15 protein-coding genes are annotated in these 20,503 nt (G+C 68.2%); 10 read left to right on the top strand and 5 right to left on the bottom strand.

Annotation, left to right across the window (positions count from 1 at the left end; all coding sequences use genetic code 11):
- Positions 1-105: 105 nt before the first annotated feature.
- The gene (locus ACOGI4_RS10140) at positions 106-1,065 is read left to right on the top strand and encodes a ribonucleotide-diphosphate reductase subunit beta (protein WP_419843127.1); all 960 of its coding nucleotides are present in this window, start codon (positions 106-108) and stop codon (positions 1,063-1,065) included.
- On the opposite strand, the gene meaB is transcribed toward ACOGI4_RS10140, so the two are convergent.
- Positions 1,017-2,054, bottom strand: coding sequence for a methylmalonyl Co-A mutase-associated GTPase MeaB (gene meaB, locus ACOGI4_RS10135; protein ID WP_419841555.1), 1,038 nt, complete (start codon positions 2,052-2,054; stop codon positions 1,017-1,019). The genes ACOGI4_RS10140 and meaB overlap by 49 nt on opposite strands.
- A gap of 75 nt (positions 2,055-2,129) precedes the next feature.
- On the opposite strand from meaB, the gene ACOGI4_RS10130 reads away from it, so the two are divergent.
- The 3 genes from ACOGI4_RS10130 to ACOGI4_RS10120 all read left to right on the top strand — a co-directional run bounded on the left by ACOGI4_RS10130 (position 2,130) and on the right by ACOGI4_RS10120 (position 4,577).
- Entirely contained in the window at positions 2,130-3,365 is a 1,236-nt protein-coding gene (locus tag ACOGI4_RS10130) for an ImmA/IrrE family metallo-endopeptidase (RefSeq protein ID WP_419841554.1), read from the top strand.
- Positions 3,365-3,940: a DUF4411 family protein gene (locus ACOGI4_RS10125; RefSeq protein ID WP_419841553.1), complete on the top strand. Its 576-nt coding sequence runs from the start codon at positions 3,365-3,367 to the stop codon at positions 3,938-3,940. The genes ACOGI4_RS10130 and ACOGI4_RS10125 overlap by 1 nt, the downstream gene beginning before the upstream one ends.
- A gap of 82 nt (positions 3,941-4,022) precedes the next feature.
- Positions 4,023-4,577, top strand: coding sequence for a hypothetical protein (locus ACOGI4_RS10120; RefSeq protein WP_419841552.1), 555 nt, complete (start codon positions 4,023-4,025; stop codon positions 4,575-4,577).
- Between the two features lie 54 nt (positions 4,578-4,631).
- Here the strand turns inward: ACOGI4_RS10120 and scpA are convergent, their stop codons facing one another.
- A complete protein-coding gene (gene scpA, locus ACOGI4_RS10115; protein ID WP_419841551.1) occupies positions 4,632-7,055 on the bottom strand; it encodes a methylmalonyl-CoA mutase in 2,424 nt (807 codons plus the stop codon).
- Positions 7,055-8,614, bottom strand: a complete 1,560-nt coding sequence (locus ACOGI4_RS10110; protein ID WP_419841550.1) for a methylmalonyl-CoA mutase family protein — start codon at positions 8,612-8,614, stop codon at positions 7,055-7,057. The genes scpA and ACOGI4_RS10110 overlap by 1 nt, the downstream gene beginning before the upstream one ends.
- Before the next feature lie 211 nt (positions 8,615-8,825).
- On the opposite strand from ACOGI4_RS10110, the gene leuS reads away from it, so the two are divergent.
- Both leuS and ACOGI4_RS10100 read left to right on the top strand, forming a co-directional pair.
- A complete protein-coding gene (gene leuS, locus ACOGI4_RS10105) occupies positions 8,826-11,669 on the top strand; it encodes a leucine--tRNA ligase (RefSeq protein ID WP_419843126.1) in 2,844 nt (947 codons plus the stop codon).
- Positions 11,666-13,402, top strand: coding sequence for a thiamine pyrophosphate-binding protein (locus ACOGI4_RS10100; protein WP_419841549.1), 1,737 nt, complete (start codon positions 11,666-11,668; stop codon positions 13,400-13,402). Before leuS ends, ACOGI4_RS10100 begins: the two co-directional genes overlap by 4 nt.
- Here the strand turns inward: ACOGI4_RS10100 and ACOGI4_RS10095 are convergent.
- The gene (locus ACOGI4_RS10095; RefSeq protein WP_419841548.1) at positions 13,399-14,871 is read right to left on the bottom strand and encodes an ABC transporter ATP-binding protein; all 1,473 of its coding nucleotides are present in this window, start codon (positions 14,869-14,871) and stop codon (positions 13,399-13,401) included. The two genes, ACOGI4_RS10100 and ACOGI4_RS10095, sit on opposite strands and share 4 nt — an antisense overlap.
- A 180-nt stretch (positions 14,872-15,051) precedes the next feature.
- Here ACOGI4_RS10095 and ACOGI4_RS10090 point away from each other — a divergent pair, with 180 nt between their 5' ends.
- On the top strand, positions 15,052-16,377 hold the full coding sequence (locus ACOGI4_RS10090) for a PLP-dependent aminotransferase family protein (protein ID WP_419841547.1): 1,326 nt from the start codon (positions 15,052-15,054) through the stop codon (positions 16,375-16,377).
- On the opposite strand, the gene ACOGI4_RS10085 is transcribed toward ACOGI4_RS10090, so the two are convergent.
- Positions 16,364-16,774, bottom strand: coding sequence for a limonene-1,2-epoxide hydrolase family protein (locus ACOGI4_RS10085; protein ID WP_419841546.1), 411 nt, complete (start codon positions 16,772-16,774; stop codon positions 16,364-16,366). The two genes, ACOGI4_RS10090 and ACOGI4_RS10085, sit on opposite strands and share 14 nt — an antisense overlap.
- A gap of 175 nt (positions 16,775-16,949) precedes the next feature.
- On the opposite strand from ACOGI4_RS10085, the gene ACOGI4_RS10080 reads away from it, so the two are divergent.
- From ACOGI4_RS10080 to ACOGI4_RS10070, 3 genes are read left to right on the top strand one after another with little or no spacing between them, the layout of a single operon-like run.
- Complete coding sequence (locus ACOGI4_RS10080; RefSeq protein ID WP_419841545.1) at positions 16,950-18,395, top strand: CaiB/BaiF CoA transferase family protein; 1,446 nt, start codon at positions 16,950-16,952, stop codon at positions 18,393-18,395.
- On the top strand, positions 18,392-19,711 hold the full coding sequence (locus tag ACOGI4_RS10075; protein WP_419841544.1) for a CaiB/BaiF CoA transferase family protein: 1,320 nt from the start codon (positions 18,392-18,394) through the stop codon (positions 19,709-19,711). Before ACOGI4_RS10080 ends, ACOGI4_RS10075 begins: the two co-directional genes overlap by 4 nt.
- Before the next feature lie 30 nt (positions 19,712-19,741).
- On the top strand, positions 19,742-20,494 hold the full coding sequence (locus tag ACOGI4_RS10070) for an enoyl-CoA hydratase/isomerase family protein (RefSeq protein WP_419841543.1): 753 nt from the start codon (positions 19,742-19,744) through the stop codon (positions 20,492-20,494).
- The last annotated feature ends 9 nt before the right edge of the window (positions 20,495-20,503 follow it).

Raw genomic sequence — 20,503 nt, 5'->3', positions numbered from 1 at the left:
CCGCTGGCCGTCGAGCCCGCTCCCGACGGTGCCCCGCTAGCAGGCCAGACTGCGCCTCGGCGCGGCAACATCTTGGACCCGGGCTTCGATCTGACGCTTCGGCCGATGCGGTATCCGCGGTTCTTCGACATGTACCGCGACGCCATCCGCAACACGTGGACGGTTGAGGAGATCGACTTCTCCGACGACATCATCGACCTGAACCGCAGGCTGGCGCCCGCCGAACGGCACCTCATCAACCGTCTCGTGGCGTTCTTCGCCACCGGTGACTCGATTGTCGCCAACAACTTGGTGCTGAACCTGTACCAGCACATCAATAGCCCCGAAGCTCGCATGTACCTCAGCCGGCAGCTGTACGAGGAAGCGCTGCACGTGCAGTTCTACCTGACGCTGCTCGATCACTACATTCCGGACTTGCACGAACGGTCGGCGGCGTTCGCCGCTGTCGAGAACATTCCCTCGATCGCCGCCAAGGCCGAATTCTGCTTCCGCTGGATGGACAGCGTGTGGTCGCTGGATCGGCTGTCGACCGCGGAACACCGCAAGGCCTTCCTGCTGAACCTCGTCTGCTTCGCGGCTTGCATTGAGGGGCTCTTTTTCTTCGCAGCGTTCGCCTATGTGTATTTCCTGCGCTCCAAAGGACTGCTGAACGGGCTCGCAGCCGGCACGAACTGGGTGTTCCGGGACGAGTCGGCGCACATGAACTTCGCCTTCGAGGTGGTGCGCACGATCCGGGCCGAGGAGCCCGAGCTGTTCGATCAGGATCTCGCTGACCGGATTCGGGAGATGATCACTGAAGCGGTCGACGTCGAGACGCAGTTCGCGCACGATGTGCTGTCCGGTGGCGTGGCCGGAATGTCGGCAGCGGACACGCGGGCGTATCTGGAGTTCGTGGCAGACCAGCGGCTCGCCCAGCTGGGCCTCGACAAGATGTACGGCTCGACGAATCCCTTCTCGTTCATGGCGCTGCAGGACGTCCAGGAACTCACCAACTTCTTCGAGCGCACCGTCGCGAGCTACCAAATGGGCATCGAGGGCGAGGTCGCCTTCGACGAGGAGTTCTGAGCGGTCCGCTCGAAGGCCGCCATCAGATGGTCCGCTGCGGCGGTGGGCGTCTGCCGGTCGGCGCGCACGTCGGCTTCCAGATCGGCCAGCAGTCCGGCTGTGCCCGCAGTGAGGCGGGCGCGCATGCGTTCGTCGAGCATGGCGTGCATCCAGCGCACCCGCTGGTCGGCTCGCCGCAGGTCGAACTCGCCGGAGTCCGACATCACTCGTCGGTGGGCGCTGACGTGTCCCCAGAGCGTGTCGAGACCGTCTCCGGTCACGCCTGAGCACACGATGACCGGGGGTGTCCACGTCGGCGAGACGGGTTGGGTCATGGCGAGCGCCAGCCGATAATTGTTCGCGGCGGCGTCGGCCCGTTCCTTGTTGTCGCCGTCGGCCTTGTTCACCGCGATCAGGTCGGCGATCTCCAGAATGCCCTTCTTGATGCCCTGCAAGTCGTCTCCGGCACCGGCCAGCATGAGCACGACGAAGAAGTCCACCATGTCGGCCACGGCGGTCTCCGACTGGCCGACGCCGACAGTCTCCACGAGCACCACGTCGAATCCTGCTGCTTCGAGCACCAGTATCGACTCGCGGGTCACCCTCGTGACGCCGCCGAGTTCGCCGGCGGCGGGAGAGGGCCGCACGAACGCCGCAGGATCGTTCGCCAGCGAGGTCATGCGCGTCTTGTCGCCCAGGATGGAACCGCCCCAGCGCGCCGAGGTGGGATCCACGGCGAGCACGGCGACGCGATGGCCGGCTCGTGTGAGGGTGGTGCCGAGCTGCTCGATGAGCGTGCTCTTGCCCACGCCGGGAACGCCGGTGATGCCGACGCGGTGTGCTCCTGCGCTGTGGGGCAGCAGTGCGCGGAGCAGCTCCTGTGTCGGCTCGGCGTCGCCGCTGCGCCGAGACTCCACCAGCGTGATGGCCCGGCCGATCGCCGCCCGGTCGCCGTCGCGCACACCGGCGGCGAGTTCGTCGATGTCGCCGTGCGAGGCTGGCGCAACCACCGCGAGCAAGGTACCCCGCGCACAACCCGCCCCGTCGCGCATGCAGCGGCGCTGAAGCGAGGCGATACTTGGGCGGTGAGCACCGAAGCCGAGGCAGGCAAGGAACTGCCAGCCGACGAGCAGGGCCGGTCCGGTCCGCAGCGCCGCGTGAGCGTTCGAGTCAAGGTGCAACCGGCGCTGCTGGAATGGGCGCAAGCGCGTTCCGGCGTCGATGACGAGAAGATGCGCAGGCTCTTCCCGCGCTTCGATGAATGGAAGAGCCGCACGAGACAGCCTACGATTCGCCAGCTGCAGAAATTTGCCGCGACGACCTACACTCCGTTCGGGTTCCTGCTGCTCGCCGAGCCCCCGACGGAGACACTCCCTATCGCGGATTTCCGAACTCGCGCCAAGAGTGCTGCCGCATCTCGCACGAGTGCAAACTTGCTTGACACCCTCTACGCGTGCCAAGCTCGCCAAGAGTGGTTTCGGGACAACCAGCTCCTCTACAACGAATCGCCGGTCGAGATGGTACGCAGTGCGACCACGACGACTTCGCACGTTGATGCTGCATCCCTGCTGAGAGGGGCGCTCGGTTGGGACAGTGAGTTCCGCAAGAACATTAGCAGCCAAGAAGAGGCGCTCAAGGAGTTGCGTGAACGTGCTGAGCATATTGGGGTCCTCGTGATGATCAGCGGAACGGTCGGCTCGAACACTCGTCGCAAACTGAATCCGAGCGAATTCAGTGGCTTTGCGCTCATTGACGAATGCGCCCCGCTGGTGTTTGTGAATGGGGCAGACGCAAAGTCGGCGCAGATGTTCACCTTGGCCCATGAGCTGGCGCATCTCTTGCTCGGCGAGACAGGTCTTTCCGATACTAGTAACCAAACGGTTGCCGAAGCGAACCAAGAGCGCTGGTGCAATGCTGTGGCAGCAGAGCTGTTGGTGCCCATGGCCGACTTCAGACAGAGGTTCGATTCCCGGCGTGGCGTTCGCTCGCAACTGGAATCGTTGGCGCGGCATTATAGGGTGTCGACGCAGACTGTTCTTGTCCGATGCCGCGAAGCAGGGTTGATTGGTCAGGATGAGTGCATGCGCGAACTCGAGATTGAGCGCGCGCGTACGGCGAATCATGCCACACAACGAGACTCGTCGGCTCGGGGTGGCAATTTCTATGCAATGAAGTCAATTCAAGTAGGGAAGCGGTTCGCTCGCGATGTCATCTCTAGCACATTTGAAGGGAGGACGACGTACACCGAGGCGTACCGACTGCTCGATGTCAAGAACGCGAATGTCATCGAACGATTCGGTCAACACCTCGGAATAGTATAATGGCCTATCTGCTCGATGCTAATGTCTTCATTTCGGCGCATCGTTTGCACTATAGCTTTGACGTTTGTCCAGGATTCTGGGCGTGGCTGGACCTCGCATTTCAGGCGGGAAGTGTTTGCAGTATTGATGCCATTGCCGAAGAACTGCTTGGCCATGATGACCAACTTGCCGATTGGGTGCGTCTGCGTCGTAGTATGTTCGCAGAACCAGCAGAACCAACTGTCGCGGACATTGACGCGATATCACAGGTGAATCGCTGGGCAAATGAGTCAACACACTACACCGATGCAGCGAAGGCACAGTTTGCCTTGGCTGCTGATTCGTTTGTCGTCGGTCAAGCGCTCGCCGGTAACCATACTGTCGTTACCCACGAAAGACCCAGCAATAGTAAGCATCGAATCAAGATACCCAATGCTGCCGCACAGTTTCAGTTGCGTGTGCGGAGTCCATTTGTCATGCTACGAAGCGAACGTGCTCGGTTCGAACTCGCACGTCCGAACGAGCAACAGCAGATGCCGTTGCCGTTGATCGACCCTGCAAGGTCTGCTGCTGTTGGCCGCAATGAGGCTGACTGATGTCGAGTCTCGGCCACGACGCGAAGTGCGCTCGGCGACGCGATTGCTTGGGCGCGGCGGCTGGCTGGGGCACAATGGCCGCATGGGCATGCTGAGGCGGCTGCGCACCGGGGATCGATCGCATCCCGCGGACGAGTTCGTCGGCACCGGCGATCACGTGCATGCGCTGGTGCCGGCCCAGGGCGGCCTCCACCCGTTCACGCTGCTGGTGGTCGGCGTGACCGCGCTGGCCGGCATCGTGCTGACGGTGAATCAGCCGTGGGTGCAGGTCGTGCTGATCTCCGTCACCGTGTTCGCGACCGCTGCAGTGCTGAGCATGTCGCGTTACCGGCTGCTCGCGCTCACCGACGCGGACATCGTGGTGATGCGTACCCGAGCGCTGCGTCCAGCGAAGCCTGTGGAGCTGCTCGGGCGGGTCGAGCGCACCTTGCCGTTCGAGATTCGGGGCTCGGCATGGGGCCAGATCACCGTGGGCTCAGAGAAGCTGTGGGTGCATCGCCGTTACCACAAGCACCTCGACGATGCCGATGCGCGGCTCGTGGCCGCGCCGCGCAGCCTGCGAGCAGCGTCGAGCACCGCATACCGTGCGGCGAGGGCCAAGAAGAAGGTGCGCAACGTGGGCGGCCGCCGCCGCTGAATCGCGGCGCGCTCAAGACGCTGCCGCGCCACACCGTCGCAGAACACCCCCGCCTCAGGCAGCCGTGTTGAGCAGGTCCAGCATCTGGGCCGCGGCATCGGCGATGACCGTTCCGGGCGGATAGATCGCCGCGGCGCCTGCTGCGCGCAACGCGTCGAAGTCTTGAGGCGGGATGACGCCGCCCACGACGATCAGGATGTCGGGGCGGCCCAGTCCGGCGAGCGCCGCTGCGAGCTCGGGAACCAGCGTGAGGTGCCCGGCCGCCAGCGAGGAGGCCCCGACCACGTGGACGTCGTTCTCGACGGCTTGGCGGGCGGTTTCGGCCGGTGTGCTGAACAGCGGCCCGATGTCCACGTCGAAGCCCAGATCGGCGTACGCGGTGGCGACCACCTTCTGGCCTCGGTCGTGGCCGTCTTGGCCCATCTTGGCGATGAGGATGCGCGGCCGGCGCCCGGTCCGCTGGTCGAATTCGCCGACCCGCCGACGCACGGCATCCACCGCAGCCGCCATCGGGTTCGCGACATGGTCGCTGTCGCGGCCCGCGCCGGATTCGCCGTCAGCCCCGGCGTCCACGGCAGCGTCGCCGCCCAGCTCGCTCCCGTACACGCCGCTGATCATGCGAATCTGCGCCGTGTGCCGACCGAACACGTCCTCCATGGCGGCGCTGATCTCTCCGACGGTGGCGTGGCAGCGTGCCGCATCCACCGACGTAGCCAGCAGGTTCCCCTCGCCGCTGCGTGCCACGTGGCGCAGAGCGTCCAGCGAGCGCTGCACGGCGGCGGCGTCACGGCCCGCACGCAGTCGCTCCAGCTTCGCGAGCTGGGCGCCGCGGACTTCGGCGTTGTCGACCCGCAGGATGTCGATGTCGGCGTTCAGCTCTGACTGGTAGCGGTTCACGCCCACCACGGTTCGCTCGCCGGACTCGATGCGGGCCTGAGTGCGCGCCGCGGCTTCCTCGATGCGCATTTTGGGGATCCCCGCCTCGATGGCGCGCGCCATGCCGCCGAGCTCCTCCACTTCTGCCAGGTGCGCCGCGGCACGTTCGGCCAGGTCGGCGGTCAGACGCTCCAGGTAGTAGCTCCCGCCCCACGGGTCGATCACCCTGGTGGCACCGGCCTCGTGCTGCAAGAACAGCTGCGTGTTGCGGGCGATTCGGGCGCTGAAGTCGCTCGGCAGCGCAAGGGCCTCGTCGAAGGCGTTCGTGTGCAGGCTCTGCGTGTGCCCGTCCACCGCGGCCATGGCTTCGATGCAGGTGCGCACCACGTTGTTGTACGGGTCCTGGGCGGTGAGCGACCAGCCCGAGGTCTGACAGTGAGTGCGCAGCGACAGCGATCGCGGATCCTCGGGCTCGAATGCAGCGACCAGCTTGGCCCACAGCAGCCGAGCGGCTCGCAGCTTCGCAACCTCCATGAAGAAATCCATGCCGACACCCCAGAAGAAACTGAGACGCGGCGCGAAGTCGTCGATGCGCATGCCGGCGCCGAGGCCGCAGCGGACGTACTCGAGGCCGTCCGCGAGCGTGTAGGCCAGCTCCAGGTCCGCCGTGGCGCCGGCTTCTTGCATGTGGTAGCCGGAGATGGAGATGGAGTTGTAGCGGGGCATCTCTCTTGAGGTGAACTCGAAGATGTCGCCGATGATCCGCATCGAGGGCTGGGGCGGGTAGATGTAGGTGTTGCGGACCATGAACTCCTTGAGAATGTCGTTCTGGATGGTCCCGGTCAGCTCGGCGGGCGCCACACCCTGTTCTTCTGCGGCCACGATGTAGAGCGCCAGCACCGGCAGCACGGCGCCGTTCATGGTCATCGACACGCTCATGCGGTCGAGCGGTATGGCCTCGAACAGCGTGCGCATGTCCAGTATCGAGTCGATGGCGACCCCGGCCATGCCGACGTCGGATGCGACTCTGGGGTGATCGGAGTCGTAGCCGCGGTGCGTTGCCAGGTCGAACGCCACCGACAGGCCCCGCTGGCCGGCCGCCAGATTGCGCCGGTAGAAGGCGTTGGAGTCCTCCGCTGTGGAGAAGCCGGCGTACTGCCGGATCGTCCACGGCCGGCTCGTGTACATGGTCGGGTACGGGCCTCGCAGGTACGGAGCGAAGCCCGGGTAGCCGTCGAGGTAAGTGCGCTGCGATGAGCCGCCTGCGCCGTCATCGGATGCGGGCGCACCCAGGTCGGCCCCATGCAGCTCAGACTCATGCAGATCAGCGCCATACAGGCTTGCTCCGTACAGGTCTGCAATGTCTGCGGCGACGTACAGCGGCGCTACGTCGATGCCTTCGGGTGTCGTGAGCGCAGTGGGGGGCCGACCGCTCTCTGCGGCGAACTGCGATGCCCAGCTCGCTCGGTCTGCGCCGATTGGGCCTGCACCGTTCGGCCGATGCGGTGCTCGTTCGTCCTTGGGCGACTCAGCGCCCGACTCAGCTAGGGCCGGCGCGGCGCCGGCCAACTCGAGTTCGGCGAAATCGGCGACGACGCCCATCAGTGTGCTGCCTCGGTCTGGCTGTCGCCTGTTTCGTGGGGCGCAGCCCAGCGGTGAGTGCCCAAGCTGCAGCTGAGCGTGTCCGCGGGGACCGCTTGGACTGCCTGGCAGGACGCGCGGCGCTGCGCGTCGTCGTGCGGCGAGTGCGCCCGCGGTTCGGTGAAGGCGGTGACGCCCACGAGCACGTAGTCGCCCGCGGCGATGCGCTCGTCTCGCTGCGCGCGGTCTTCAGCGATCGCCTCGGCGAGCGCGCCGCCGGCGAGCGCCGCGCACACACCGCCGGCAGATTCGATGCTGCGGAACCGATCCCAAGCCGCGTGTGCCAGCGTGCGCGTGAGTTCCTCTAGGTACCAGCTGCCGCCGGCGGGATCGATCACCGATCCGAGGCGGCTCTCGTGGCGCAGGATCAGCTGCGTGTTGGCGGCCACCCGCCATCCGAGGCTGCTCGACGTCGGTCCGGCGCTGACGTGGTCGAAGGGTCGAACGGTGATCGCATCGACACCGCCGTTCGCGGCGCCGAACGCGGCCGTCGTGGCGCGCAGCATGTTGATCCACGGGTCGAGAGCGCTCAGCATCGCCGTGGAGGTGACGGCGTGGAGCCGCATGCGCAGAGCGCCGTCACCCACGCCGCAGGCGCCCAGCATCCGCGACCAGCACCACCGCAGCGCGCGGCACTTCGCGGTCGTCTGATATGGATCAGGTCCTGCGGACACGGTGAAGCCCAGCAGGCGCGCAGCAGCATCGACGGCGCGGCCCGGGCCGCTTGCATGGTCGCAGATGACGCGCAGCCACGCGGCGCCGGTGGCCAACATGGCAGCCAGCTCGGTGGCGTCGGTCGCACCGGCGTCGGCGAACACCGAACCGTCGGCTTCCAGCGGTACTGCGTGAGGCATACGCTGCGCGAGGTCTGTCGCGCTCCGGGCCGCGTTGCACATCTCGACCGTCAGCTCGGCCGTCGGCTCGGCGGATGCGTGCCCGGACCAGCCGCTCGCGGCGCCCGCGATCGGGTCCATGCCCAGCCACGAGCGCTGTCGTGTTGCGTCGGCGCCGCAGCTTTCGAACGCATCGGTCAGCGCGGCAACGTGGGCGGCCGTCGTTCCCGATTGCAGATGCACCGTTACCCCGGCGGCCGCCGCGTCGCCGATGCCGGCGGCGAGCGCATCGGCGTGGCGCTGCGGGTCCCAGCCGCGGGCGACGGTGACCGCATCCACTCCGGCGGTGGTGTCCACCGCCACGGCGTCGGGAGTGCCAGCCAGCGTGACGTCGTGGATCTGGCGCACCTCCCAGCTGCCCCATCCGCTGGTCGCAGCAGCGCCGCGAACATGGGGAGCGGCACCAGGCAGGCCGACAGGGTCGTCCGCGGTGCTGTGGCGGTGCGGGGAGTACAGCGGCCCGGTCGCAATGCCGCCCGGCAGCAGCGTGTCCAGCGACGACAGCGCTGCGCCGCGCAGAGCGCTCTCGGCCGCCGACGCCCACTCGGTTTCGCCGACGCCTGCGAAGCCCGAATCGTCGAGCAGATCGCGCAACTCGCGCAGTTGGGGTGTCCGCGACACGGTCACGCTGGTCAGGGTAGCGCTGGCCTGTTTGGCGAGTGCCGGAGCGCCGGGGCCGGCGCCGCGACGGTCAGGGGCGTGCGGCGGGCCTCGTGGCATCCTTGCTGTCATGAGCGCTGCCGGTTCAGCCCGCAGGTCGAACGCCGAGCCACGTCCGCAGACGGCATCGCAGCACCCCGACGCGAGCGAGCTGCCGCCCTTTCGCTACGACGCGGCGATGGCGAACAGGATCGAGCTGCGCTGGCAGCGGCGCTGGCGTGAGGAGGGCACGTACCACACGGCTAATCCCATCGGCGCACTGAGCTCGCCCGACCCTGCTGCCGAGAGCCCGGCTGCTCTGGACTCGGCTGCCGAGAGCCCGGCCGTCAAGCACCCGACCGTCAAGCACCCGGCCGCCAACAGCTCCGGGCCGAAGCTGTTCGTCATGGACATGTTTCCGTACCCCTCGGGTTCGGGGCTGCACGTCGGGCACCCGCTGGGCTACATCGGCACCGACGTGTACGCGCGCTTCAAGCGCATGTGCGGCTACGAAGTGCTGCACCCGATGGGCTACGACGCCTTCGGCCTGCCCGCCGAGGAGCACGCCCGCCAGACGGGCGAGCACCCGCGGATCAACACGGAACGCAACATCGCCACCATGTCGCGCCAGCTCGCCCGGCTCGGCCTCGGACACGACGAACGGCGGACCTTGGCCACCACCGACGTCGGCTACTACCGCTGGACGCAGTGGATCTTCTTACAGATCTTCAACTCCTGGTACGACACGGCGGCCGCTCGGGCACGCCCGATCACCGAACTGGCCGAGCAGTTCGCCTCCGGCCGGCGGCCTACCTCGGACGGCCGCTCCTGGGCGGACATGAGCGACGTGGAGCGTCGTGCCGAGCTCGACGACCACCGTCTGGCGTACTTGGGCGAGGCGCCGGTCAACTGGTGCCCGGCGCTGGGCACCGTGCTGGCCAACGAGGAGGTCACCGCACAGGGACGCTCCGAGCGAGGCAACCACCCGGTGTTCCGTCGTCCGCTGAAGCAGTGGATGATGCGCATCACCGCCTACGCCGACCGGCTGCTGGCCGACCTCGACCGGGTGGACTGGTTCGAGAGCGTCAAGGTCATGCAGCGCAACTGGATCGGGCGCAGCGAGGGCGCATCGGTCCGTTTCGCCACCGACGCAGGCCCCGACATCGAGGTGTTCACCACACGCCCCGACACCGTCTTCGGCACCACGGCCATGCTGCTGGCGCCCGAGCACCCGCTCGCCGACCAGCTGGTCGCCGAGTGCTGGCCGCCGGGCACGGACCCGCGCTGGACCGGTGGGGCGCCGTCGCCGCGCGCAGCGCTCGAGTCCTACCGCAGCCAGGCATCGGCGCTGTCAGACCTGGAGCGCCAGACCGAGCGCGACAAGACGGGTGTGTGGCTGGGCACCCACTGCGTCGTGCCCGTCAACGGCGAGCGCGTGCCGATCTTCGTGGCCGACTACGTGCTCGTCGACTACGGCACCGGCGCAGTGATGTCGGTGCCCGGCGAGGACCAGCGCGACTGGGACTTCTCCGAGCAGTTCGGCCTGCGGATCACCCGCACGGTGCAGCCGCCGCCGGATTTTGACGGCAAGGCCTACTCCGGCGAGGGCGCAGCCGTCAACAGCGGCTTCCTCGACGGCATGAACGCAGCTCAGGCCAAGGCTGCGGCGTGCGACTGGCTCGAACGACACGGCCACGGTCGGCGCACGGTCACCTACAAGCTGCGCGACTGGCTGTTCAGCCGTCAGCGCTACTGGGGCGAGCCGTTGCCGATCGTGTTCGACGAGACCGGCCTGCCGCTCGCAGTGCCAGAGAGCGAGCTGCCCGTGGAGCTTCCCGAGCTCATCGACTGGGCGCCCCGCTCGCTCGACGAGTCGTCGGATCCGGAGCCGCCGCTGGGCCGAGCCGTCGAGTGGTCCGACGCCGTCTACGACCTCGGCGACGGGCCGCGCACCTACCGGCGAGAGCTGAGCACCATGCCCCAGTGGGCCGGCTCGTGCTGGTACTACCTGCGCTACTTGGACCCGACCAACGACGAGGCCTTCGTCGATGCCGAGGTCGAGCGCTACTGGATGACCGACGCCGCAGGCGGCGTGGGCGGCGTGGACCTCTACGTCGGCGGTGTCGAGCACGCCGTGCTGCACCTGCTCTATGCCCGCTTCTGGCACAAGGTGCTCTACGACCTGGGTCACGTGTCGGGTCCGGAGCCCTTCGGCCGGCTCTACAACCAGGGCTACATCCAGGCGGCGGCGTACCAGGACCGGCGCGGCACCTACGTCGAGGCGTCCGAGGTGGTCGAACGTGACGGCAGGTTCTTCCACGGCGACACCGAGGTGACACGCCATTTCGGCAAGATGGGCAAGTCGCTGCGCAATGCGGTCACCCCTGACGACATCTACGAGGCGTACGGCGCCGACACGCTGCGGACCTACGAGATGTTCATGGGCCCGCTCGACCAGGGCCGCCCGTGGGAGACCCACTCGGTGGTCGGCTCGCACCGCCTGCTGCAACGCGTCTGGCGCAATCTGGTCGACGAGGCCACCGGCGAGCTGGCGGTGTCGGAGGCCGAGCCCGACGCCGCCCTCGAGCGTCTGGTCCACCGCACGATTGCGTCGGTCACCGAAGCCATGTCGCAGCTGCGCTTCAATTCTGCTGTCGCACGCATCACGGAGCTGAACAACGAGCTGACCCGCCGCGACGGCGCGACGCCACGAGCAGTGGCCGGCGTGCTGGTGCGACTGCTGGCCCCGCTGGTGCCTCACCTGGCCGAGGAGCTGTGGCACAAGCTGGGCCACACGAACACGGTCGTGTGCGCCCCGTTTCCGGTGGCCGATCCGACGCTGCTCGCAGCAGAGACGATCGAAGTGCCGGTGCAGGTGAACGGCAAGGTGCGCAGCCGCATCTGCGTCGAAGCCGACATCTCCGACGACGATCTGGCCGCGGCGGCGCTCGCCGACGACCGCATTGCGCAGTTGGCCGCCGGCCGGGATGTCCGACGCGTCGTGACCGTGCCGTCCAAGCTGGTGAACATCGTGCTCGCGTGAGCGAGCAGCAACGAGCACAGGCTCGCGTGAGCGAGCAGCAGGAGAACGAGATGAGCGAAACCGCACGACGCACGCGCAGCGTCACAGAGTCCCAAGCCCACGGCGGCAAGCTGGCCGCCAAGGCCCTGAAGGCCGCCGGCGTGGACTGCGTGTTCACGCTCTCGGGCGGACACGTCATGGGCATCTACGACGGCTGCCTTGACGAAGGCATCGACATCGTGGACGTGCGTCACGAGCAGGCCGCCGTGCATGCCGCCGACGCCTGGGCGCGCCTGCACCCAGGCAAGGTCGGCGTGGCGGTGCTCACCGCAGGCCCCGGAGTGACCGACGGCGTCACCGGCGTCGCGAACGCTTGGCGTGCGAACTCGCCGATTCTGGTCTTCGGCGGGCAAGGGCCGTTCCGCCACGCCGGGCGCGGCTCGCTGCAGGAGATGGACCACGTGTCGCTCATGCGTCCGGTGACCAAGTGGTCCGGCGCCTGCGCGGACACCCGTCGCATCGCCGAGTACGTCGAGCTTGCGGTGCGCACGGCGCTGAGCGGCGTGCCGGGGCCGTCGTTCTTGGAGATTCCGATGGACGTGCTGCACGGGCCGGTGGACCTCGACGCAGTGATGCTGCCGCGATTTCGCGACTACCGAGTCGCATCGGCTGCGCCGCCGGAGGTGCTGGGCGCGGCGGCGGAGCTCATCGTCGGTGCTGCCACGCCGGTGGTGATGGCCGGCACCTCCCTGAAGTGGAGCGAAGGCGGCCGCGCGCTCGCGTCGTTCCTGGATGCCACCGCCATCCCGTGCTACGTCAACGGGATGGCCCGCGGCGAGATTCCGTGGGATCATCCGTCGTTCCTGTCGCTCACGCGCTCGGAGGCCCTCGCCGGCGCAGATGTGGTGATCCTCGCCGGGACGCCGCTCGACTTTCGCATGAAGTTCGGCCGCGCCATCCCCGCCGGTGCTCGCATCGTGCAGCTCGACCTGGACGAGACGCTCATCGGACAGAACCGCGCCGCGGACGTAGGGCTCGTCGGCAACCTGGGCGCGAATCTCGATGCGCTGACGGAACTGCTCAAGGCATCTGATGCGACGGTGGACGCTTCTGCGCACCTGTCGGTGCTGGCGGCCCGCGAAGCCGAGCTGGACGCGGCCCGCGCTGTTGAGCTGAACAGCGACGAGGTGCCGATCGACCCGCTGCGGCTGTGTCGCGAGATCGCGGACGCGGTGACTGACGACATGATCGTGATCGGCGACGGCGGCGACATCGTTGCGCAGGCCTCGAAGGTGATCCGAGTGCCGAGACGAGGAACCTGGATGGACCCCGGCCCGCTCGGCACGCTCGGCGTGGGGATGCCGTTCGCGTTGGCTGCGCAGAAGGCACACCCTGACAAGCGGGTCCTGATCGTGTACGGCGACGGCTCGTTCGGTCTGAACGGCTTCGAGTACGACACCGCGGTGCGCTTCGGCCTGCCGATCGTGGGCGTGGTGGGCAACGACGCCGCTTGGGGTCAGATGCTGCGCCCGCAAGCCGGCCTGTACGGCCAAGATCGGGTGGTCGCCACCGAGCTGAGCTACACCCGCTATGACAAGGTCGTGGAGGCGCTGGGGGGCTACGGCGAGCACGTCACCGAGCCGGACCAGATCGCGCCGGCGCTGCAGCGAGCCTTCGGCTCGGGCTTGCCGGCGCTGGTCAACGTGGAGATTCGCCAGGACCGCGGAGCGATGAAGGGCTCTACCTACGTCTAGCGGTGTTGTGCCGTGAGGCTGTCGACCGGGTGTTGTTGGTGTGCCGCTGGGGCAGCGGAGATGCGGCGCTCCGTTCGCGCCGGCACCGCTTCGTCGGCGCCTCGCGACCCATGGCCGGAAGTCGGAAATGCGACGACTTCGGTGCCGATGAACTCCACCGCAACGGCGTCGCCACGACGCACCGCGGGGTCGGGCCCGCAGCGCACCCGCAGCCGGGTGCCTTCGAGGTTCACGACCACCATCGAATCGTGTCCGTAGAACTCCACCAGCTCGATGTCGGCTGCGCAACCAGGTCCCCTGTGGGCCGGTGCCAGGCGGAGCTGTTCTGGCCGCACCATCACCTCGACCGCGCCGGTCGAGGGCGCCGCTCGGCGCTGACCGGTGCTGCGGGCAGGCGCAGCGGCACGGTGAAGCGGCAGGCGACCCAGCACGGTGTGTGCGCAACCGTTCGACACCCGAGCCGGCAGCCACGAGGCAGTGCCCACGAAGTTCGCGACGAACGCATTGGCAGGATGCCGGTAGAGGCTGTCGGGCGTGCCGATCTGCACCAGACGCCCTTCGGACATCACGCCCACTCGGTCGCCCACCACAAAGGCCTCGTCCTGATCGTGGGTCACGAACACGGTCGTCATGCCCAACTCGATCAACAGCCGGCGAACCTCGCTGCGCACGTCTTCGCGCAGCGAGGAATCCAGATTCGAGAACGGTTCGTCCAACAGCAGCACGCCCGGCCGCGGGGCGAGCGCCCGTGCCAGCGCAACTCGCTGCTGTTGACCGCCTGAGAGCGTCGAGGGCATGCGATCGGCCAGGCCGGACAGACCGACCAGCTCGAGAGCCCCCGCGACATGGCCGGCGGTGTGCTTCGAACGACGGAGCCCGTAGCCGACGTTGCGCTCCACGGTCAGGTGCGGGAACAGCGCCCAGTCCTGGAACACCATCCCCACCCGGCGCGATTCGGGCGGCACCCACGCAGCGCTGCGTCCCGACCGGCCCGCTACCAGTTCGGGCCCCAACGAGACGGTGCCGGCCAGCGGGCGCTCGAGGCCTGCGACGAGCCGCAGCAACGTGGTCTTGCCGCACCCGCTGGGCCCGAGCAGTGCGACCGACTCGCCGGCGTCGACCTGCAACGACAGGTCGCGCAACGAACAGAGGGCGCTGCGGTGCTCGGCGTCGAGTTCGGCATCGTCTGGGTCGCCGGAACCTCCAGCGCCTCGCGTGCCCAGTCTTCGGGCGCTGGTGCCTCTGCCAAGGCCGTACGCGTGCGTGACGTTGTCGAGCCTGATCGAACGCGCCTCATGGTGGTGCCTGCCTCGGCCTCGACGGGCGCTTCCGAACCGCCGGTCAGCCTCGCCTGAGGTGTCCCGCGGCTGGTCCCGAGTCACGTTGTCGCCGGTCGCGCCGTCGTCGGTTACTCGGCGGTCGCTGGGTCGCAGGTCTCGTCGTGACCGCAGCGCTCGGACTGTGCGCACGGCGCGCAGTATAAGCTCTTGAATCGCCCAGCAGTTACCGATCTTCAGAGTGTCTGCTAAGCATGGCTAACACGCTGTTCAGGGTCCACACCGTGCCGAAACCAGCAACGCTAGGCCAGCGTGGCTCGGCCATTGAGGCTAGCTTGGCCGCCACCCGCCGACGAACCGTGGGGCAGCGCCGTGGCAACGAATCAGGACGACCCGGCGCAGGACGACCTCGCGCACGCTCCCTTCGATGTGCGCTCCAAGATGGCCTCCGGGCTGCCCGGCCCTGCGCCGGCATGGACCGGCTCGTTGCGCTTCAGCTTCGTGGGCGGCAACAACGATGCGCCGAGCGTGCCGGTGGGCGGGCTGGCCGAGGCGGCGGTCCACGCGCTCAACAGGCACGGGTCCGCACTGGCCACCTACAACCTCGGCGACAACCCGCAGGGGTATGGGCCGCTGCGTGAGTTTCTCGCTGCGCAGCTCGCCGCGGAGGCCTCGTTGCCCATCGGCTCACACGAGGTGCTGGTGGTTTCCGGTTCCCTGCAAGCGCTCGACCTCGTCATCGAGACGTTCGTGGCGCCGGGCGACGTGGTCGTCGCTGAGCAGGCGACCTATGGCGGGATGCTCAGCAGGCTTCGACGGGCCGGCGCTGCGGTGGTGCCGGCCGAACTCGACGACGACGGCATCGTGCCCCAAGCGCTGGATGCGCTGCTCGGCCGTCTCGCCGACGAAGGCCGGCTGCCAAAGCTGATCTACACCATCCCGACAGTCCAGAACCCGACCGGATCGGTGATGCCCGTCGAGCGCCGCCGTCTCGTGCTGGACGTCGCGCGGCGTTGGGGTGTGGTGATCTTCGAGGACGACTGCTACGCCGATCTGATGTGGCAAGGCGTCCGCCCGCCCGCCATCGCGGCGCTGGCACGCGAAGGCAGCGACGTCGGCCGCGTCGTGTACTGCGGATCGTTCTCGAAATCCATTGCGCCGGCGCTGCGCGTGGGATTCATGGTGGCGGAGCCGCCGGTGATGAGCCGGCTCGTGGCACTCAAGGACGACGCCGGCACTGGCGCGGTGGAACAGATGCTGCTGGCCGAGTACTGCTCGGCCCACTTCGTGGACCATGTGCGCGAGCTGCGGAACACGCTGGGATCCAAGTGTGCGGCCATGCGCGACGCGGTGGACACGCATTTCGGTGCGCGCTCGGCGGTCGCAGGCAAGCTGGGCGGACCGGTGCAGGTGACCGATCCGAAGGGCGGCATCTTCGTGTGGCTGACCTTTCCGGCCGGCGTCGACACGGCGCGCTACCTGGCGCCCGCGGCCAGTCGCGGCATCCAGTTCAACGAGGGGGCGGCGTGGTCCGTTGACCGTGCCTGGGGAGCGCGGCGGATGCGTCTGTGCTTTGGCAGCCTGTCCATCGAGGACATCCACGAAGGCGTCGCAGCCCTCGCCCAGGTCATCGTCTCGAACGAGCAGGCACCCACCGACCCCGAACCGCCCGGCTGCGGATCGCTCAGCTGCCCTTGACCTGGCGCATGAAGGTGGCGTTGTCGAAGTAGTCGCGCCAGAACGTGATCAGGCCGCCGTTCACCTCGAAGATGCCCATCACCGGCAGCTCGATCTTTCGGCCCGAGCCGGTGTGGAACCGGTCGACTCGTTCGTTCATCACGGTGTTGCCGGTGCAAGTCTGGCGGACGACCTCGAACTCCACCGGACCGGCGCCGCCCAGCATCGGTGCGAGGAACTCGCGCATCGCCTCGCGGCCGTTCATGTCGCCGATCGGGACGTTGTCGTAGTACACGTCGTCGGCCACGAGCTGCGATGCCGCGTCGAGATCCTTGGCCTCGATGTGCGCGATGAACCGCTCGACGACTTCGGTCGGCGATGCGCTGGCTTGGTCACGGTCGGAGATGGCTGCTGACATGGTTGCACTGCTCCTCGCAACGAGGCGGCCCCCGGACGGTGCCGCTGCGGGCATGGTCTTAGCACGAAGCACGAGCCGGCGCCGTTGCGCCGGTCGGCGGCCACGTCTGGCCCTCAAGGTTCGTTGCATCTAAGGTCGTCAGTGCCGGCGCTGGTTGACACGGGGGGGCAGAGACATGGTGCTGACCGACATGGCCCAGGCCGACCAGACCCAGGCCGACCAGACCCGGCCCGAGCACGCCGGCGCGAGCAGGCGTCCTCTCGAAGGGGTCCGGGTCTTCGAGATCAGCATCGCGGTAGCGGCGCCGTGCTGCGGCAGGGCGATGGCGCACCACGGTGCCGAGGTCTTCAAGGTGGAGGCCCGCAGCTACCCCGATGTGGCGCGCGCCTTCGGCTCGGCGTGGGCTCGCGACCCCGAACTGGCAGACGTCTTCTGCGACACGAGCCCGTACGTGCCGGAGATGTCGTGCGGCAAGCGCTCTGTCGGTCTCGAGCTGAAGCTGCCCGAAGCGCTGGCGGCCGCGAAGCGCCTGCTGGCGACCTGCGACGTCTTCCTGACGAACTTCGCCGCTCCTGGCATCGCCGAACTCGGCCTGGACTACGCGTCGGTGGCCGAGGTGTCCCCGAGCATCGTCTACGCGGGCATGACCGGCTTCGGCGTGGACCCGGCGATGCCGTACTACTCCTTCCGCGCCTTCGGCCCCAATCAGGCGCCGCTGGTGGGCTGGGATGCGCTGACCGGCTTCCCGCACGAGGCGCCCGCCGGCATCCCGTCGATCGCGCCCCCCGACTACATCGGCGGGTTGCACACCATGGCGGCGATCGTAACGGCGCTGCGCGAACGCGATCGCACCGGCGCAGGGCGCTTCATCGACATCAGCCAGCTCGAGACGACCGTGTCGTTCCTGGGGCCGTACCTGCTGGGGCAGGACCTCGGCGTTCCCGAGCCGCGCCGCAATGGCAACCGGGTGCCGTGGGCAGCTCCGGCGGGCATCTACCGCTGCGCCGGCGACGACCGCTGGGTTGCGGTGGAGGTGCCCAGCGACGAGGCGTGGCAGTCGCTCGCCGAGCTGGCGGAGTGGTCCAGCATCGAGGCGCACGACGGCAGCGGCAGGCCTGCCCTGTCGAGGTACCCGCACGACACGCTTGCTGACCGCATCAGCCATCACGACGCGATCGACGCGGAGCTGTCTGCGTGGACTGCGCGGCGGAGCCCGGCGCAAGCAGCCGCAGAACTGCAGATGCTGGGCGTCGCGGCCTACGAGGTGCTGGACCATCGGGGCGTGATGACCGACGCGCAAGTCCACGATCGGCGCCCGTACTCGGTGGCGCCGAGCCCGAGGCTGGGCCGGGACCTGTTCGTGCGCAATCCGCTGCGCATGAGCCGAACCCCGCCGTACGTGGCGCGGGCCGGCCCCAACATGGGCGGCGACACCGTGGACGTGCTGTCCGAGATCGGCTACTCCGATGCCGAGGTGGCGCAGCTGGTCACCGACGGCGCGGCATTCACCGATGCTCGGCCCGAGACTGTCCTTGAGCGTCCGTTCGACCGCTGGTACGAGGAGCTGGGCTTCGCCGAGTTCTATGACGGCGAGGGCAACGCGCCAGGCGGCAGGCAGTGAGCGCAGGCAGCAACGGCAAAGGCGGCGGCGCAGGTGGCGGCAACGCAGCTCGTGCCGCGCCAACCGTCGGTGCAGGCGCCGACGGGCGCGGGCCGTGGAGCGGCGTGCGTGTGCTCGATCTCACCGGCCTGTTGGGTGCATACGGAACTCGAGTGTGGGCGGCGCTGGGAGCGGACGTGATCTGCGTGGAGCCGACTGAGGGCAATCCCATCCGGCGCATGCCGCCGCTGGCGCCGGGTCACCAAGGACCCGAAGCCAGCCTGTGGTGGGCCTACTTCGGCGCGACGAAGCGCAGCGTGGTGCTGGACCCGACCCACCCGGACGGTGCCGCAGCGCTGGTCGGCCTGATCGGCACCGCGGACGTCGTCCTCGACGACGCGTTGCCGCACATCCAGGAGAGCTACCCGTGGCTGGCCGACAGCGGCCAGGGCGGTCTCGGCATCGCCGGCATCGTCAAGCGCTTCCCACGCCTGACGTGGGTGTCGATCACGCCGTTCGGCATGACCGGACCTCGCCGCCACTGGCAGTCGTCCAACCTCGTCGGCTGGGCGTCGTGCGGGCTGGCCTCGACCGTGGGCTTTCCGCACGGCCCGCCTCTGGCGCCGGCAGGAGAAATCGGCGTGCTGATGCATGCTGCATCGCTGCATGCGGTGATCGGCTCGATGCTGTCGCTGCGGGCGCGCGATCAGGCTGTCGCAGCGAGTGAGGCGGCATCGACGCAGAACTCTGGCCCGAGCGTTGGCCAGACCATCGATCTGTCGTTGCAGGAGGTGGGCCTGTGGCTGTCGCCGGAGACAGGCGTGCCGCTGTACTTGGACGATCAGGTGCCGCGGCCGCGCGCCGGCAACCGGCGTCCTGTCACGAGCCCGATGGGCCTGTATCCGGCATCGGACGGCCATGTGGCAATCATCGCCATCCAGCCGACGCACTGGAACGCTGTGGCCCAGTGGGTCCACGAGGTCACGGGCAATGAAGGGATTCTGGACGACATCTTCGTCGACATCGTGGTGCGGCGCGAAGCGCTGGAGGCAGTGGATGCCTGGGTGGAGGAGCTGACGACCCGCTTCACCAAGCAGGAGCTGTTCATCGAAGGCCAGCGGCGACGCATCCCGATCACCCCGGTCAACACCGTGGGCGACCTGCGCCACGACCCGCACCTCGATGCCGTGGGCTGGTGGCGCACTGAGGAACACCCGGTGCTCGGCAGCTTCACCGTGCCCGGGTCGCCGTTCACCACCGACGGCGACTGGTGGGCCTGGAAGCGGGCGCCCCTCCTCGGCGAGCACACCGACGAGGTGCTCAACGAACTGGTCTGATCGGCATCGCATGCGTGTTCGGAGGCGCTGATGATCCATCTGCGACATGACCAGGCGGTCGGCGTGGTGACGCTGTCTCATCCGCCGCACAACCTGATCGGCGACGAGTTCATCGAGCGCTACTGCACCGCGCAAGAAGACGCAGTAGCTGCTGGAGCGCGCGCAATCCTGGTGCGCAGCGATCTGCGTCATTTCTGTGCCGGCGCCGATGTAGCGGCGCTCGGACCCGACAACGGCACTGCAGGCGACCCCGCGGCCGTGCTTCAACGGCTCGAATCGATCCCGGTGCCGACCGTGGCCGCGATACACGGTGCCGTGCTCGGCGGCGGATTCGAGCTGGCGCTGACGTGCGACATGATCGTGGCGGGCGAGTCGGCTCAGGTGGGTGCTGTGGAGGTGACGTTGGGGCTCGTGCCTCTGCTGGGCGCAGTCCAGCGCTTGGTGGCGCGAGCGGGTCCGGCCCGGGCGCGTGAGATCACCATGCTCGGCCGTCGCTATCGGCCCGCGGAACTGGAGCGGCTCGGCGTGGTGAACCTGGTGGTGCCCGACAGCGATCTGGAAACTGCCTCGATGTCGCTGGCACGTCAACTGGCGGCCGGGCCCACCGTCGCCTTGGGAGTCATCAAGCGGATCGTCAATATTGCTGTCAGCCAAGGCACACGGGCTGCCGACTTGGCGCTCAGCGACGAGCTCGCGACGATGTGGGCGTCGAATGACGTGGGTCGCGGCACGCGGGCAATGCTTGCCGACGGTCCAGGCACAGCGGTGTTCGAGGGCAACTGAACGACGGGA

Source organism: Candidatus Poriferisodalis sp., from assembly GCF_965205175.1.
Lineage (GTDB): Bacteria > Actinomycetota > Acidimicrobiia > Acidimicrobiales > Poriferisodalaceae > Poriferisodalis.
Note: the sequence above shows the minus strand (reverse complement) of the source record. Positions and strands in the feature narration are given on the sequence as shown.

Excerpts from the sequence above, each read along its gene's own strand:
- ACOGI4_RS10140 (WP_419843127.1), top strand. The coding sequence starts at position 106 with ATGCGGTATCCGCGGTTCTTCGACATGTACCGCGACGCCATCCGCAAC.
- ACOGI4_RS10085 (WP_419841546.1), bottom strand. The coding sequence starts at position 16,774 with ATGTCAGCAGCCATCTCCGACCGTGACCAAGCCAGCGCATCGCCGACC.
- ACOGI4_RS10080 (WP_419841545.1), top strand. The coding sequence starts at position 16,950 with ATGGTGCTGACCGACATGGCCCAGGCCGACCAGACCCAGGCCGACCAG.
- ACOGI4_RS10120 (WP_419841552.1), top strand. The coding sequence starts at position 4,023 with ATGGGCATGCTGAGGCGGCTGCGCACCGGGGATCGATCGCATCCCGCG.
- scpA (WP_419841551.1), bottom strand. The coding sequence starts at position 7,055 with ATGGGCGTCGTCGCCGATTTCGCCGAACTCGAGTTGGCCGGCGCCGCG.
- leuS (WP_419843126.1), top strand. The coding sequence starts at position 8,826 with ATGGCGAACAGGATCGAGCTGCGCTGGCAGCGGCGCTGGCGTGAGGAG.
- ACOGI4_RS10125 (WP_419841553.1), top strand. The coding sequence starts at position 3,365 with ATGGCCTATCTGCTCGATGCTAATGTCTTCATTTCGGCGCATCGTTTG.
- ACOGI4_RS10070 (WP_419841543.1), top strand. The coding sequence starts at position 19,742 with ATGATCCATCTGCGACATGACCAGGCGGTCGGCGTGGTGACGCTGTCT.